At 62.0% G+C, this 1,430-nt stretch carries 1 protein-coding gene; it reads right to left on the bottom strand.

Annotated elements, in window-relative coordinates:
• Window positions 1-386: 386 nt before the first annotated feature.
• On the bottom strand, window positions 387-1,010 hold the full coding sequence (locus AB6724_RS21765) for a hypothetical protein (RefSeq protein WP_369340620.1): 624 nt from the start codon (window positions 1,008-1,010) through the stop codon (window positions 387-389).
• Window positions 1,011-1,430 lie beyond the last annotated feature (420 nt).

The raw sequence follows: 1,430 nt of genomic DNA, 5'->3' as shown, positions 1-1,430 counted from the left end.
ATCCGATAGGACTTCCGGGCATCCATGCTGAACTTCGCGCACCAGCGCTGGGCTAGGAAAGTCCCTTCGTATTCGATTGCTGCCGGTGGTTAGATCAAGCATATCGGTCAACTCGGAGCGGAATGTGGGTTAAGGATGATCAGCATCCGCAGCAGGCCGCCTGGGCCTGGGCTGGGGCGCCGACGGCAATTACAGCGCGGTGCGCGAGCGGCTCTGGTCGCTGCAGACTGTTGCCAGGAATGGGCGTGCAGCCTGCGCGGCCGCGGCCGGTATCCGTACCTGCAGTGGCTGGAGTTCAAACCGCCGTGGCAGGCCAAGCCATGGCTTGAGTCCATGCGGCAGGACCCGGCCGCGCAGCGCTGAAGCCGGTCCTGCGTTGCTCAAGTTCAGAGCTCGCTGAACATCTCGTCCACGGTTTCGTGCGCGAAGTCATTGCGCCAAGCCTTGTCTTTATCCTTGGGCACGATGCTCAGCGGAAACGCGCCCTGGTAGTTGAAGCTGGCCGGGGCTGCATAGGCTTTTTGCAGCGCCTGCAGCTCGGTCACGACCTGCGCCGTGCCCAGCTTGTTGCGGGCCATGCGCTGAATGCCTTCGGCCCAGGTCTCCGGCGTCTTGACCAGCAGGCACTCGAACTGCACCTGGGTGTTCAGCACGCCATACTTGTCGCGCTGCGGTTTGCTGGCCGCGCCGGCCTTGCATTCGGACTTCTGGCGTGCCTGCTGCACGGTGCGCATCAGGGTTTCCGCGGGAGCCTTGAGGTCCTTGCGCTGGGCTTCGGGGAACAGGGACAGGACCATTTCCGCGACTTCGCCGGGGAAGTCCCGATCGGCGGCCTTGAGCTCGGCTGCATTGGCATAGTCCGGGCTGCGCTTGGAGCGCAGACGGTTCGGGCGCAGATAGTCGTTGAGCTGGCTGATGGCCTGCTCGTCATGGTTGACCAGGGTGCGCAGATACAGATCTGCCGCTGTCGTTGGCGAAGGGAGCTCGGCCGCCTGCGCAACTGCAGCCAAGGGCAGAAGCAGGGACGCGATGGCAGTTTTGATGGATTTGTTCATCTTTTTATAACGATTTGGGCGGACTGAACTGCGTGAACTCACGTATGAACAGGACGGGTGCCCGGACGGGGCAGTTATGGTGCTGGTGCCCGGGATGGAGAGGCTCCATGGCGGCAACCTTGTTGCTCGTCAAGGCAGGATGCTCATGGACATGGCTGCGGCCCCAGAGGCCCGGAAGGAGTCCGGAGGAAGCCGCGCAATAAGCGTAACCTCTAGCGAGTTGAGTGACTAATTGCGTGCAAGTGGACCAAGGAACAAGGCGTCAAGAGCGGGCACCCATCATCTGATGCGGCCATTGAAAAAGGCTATGTCCCCGTTGAGTGTGGAAAAACGCCGATAGCCGCGAGGAGCATGGCTTGCGGGGTTGGCAGGCGA

It is taken from the genome of Comamonas guangdongensis, from assembly GCF_041079535.1.
Taxonomy (GTDB): domain Bacteria; phylum Pseudomonadota; class Gammaproteobacteria; order Burkholderiales; family Burkholderiaceae_C; genus Comamonas; species Comamonas guangdongensis.
The sequence above is the reverse complement of the archived record's forward strand: the minus strand, read 5'-3'. Positions and strand labels throughout refer to the sequence as shown.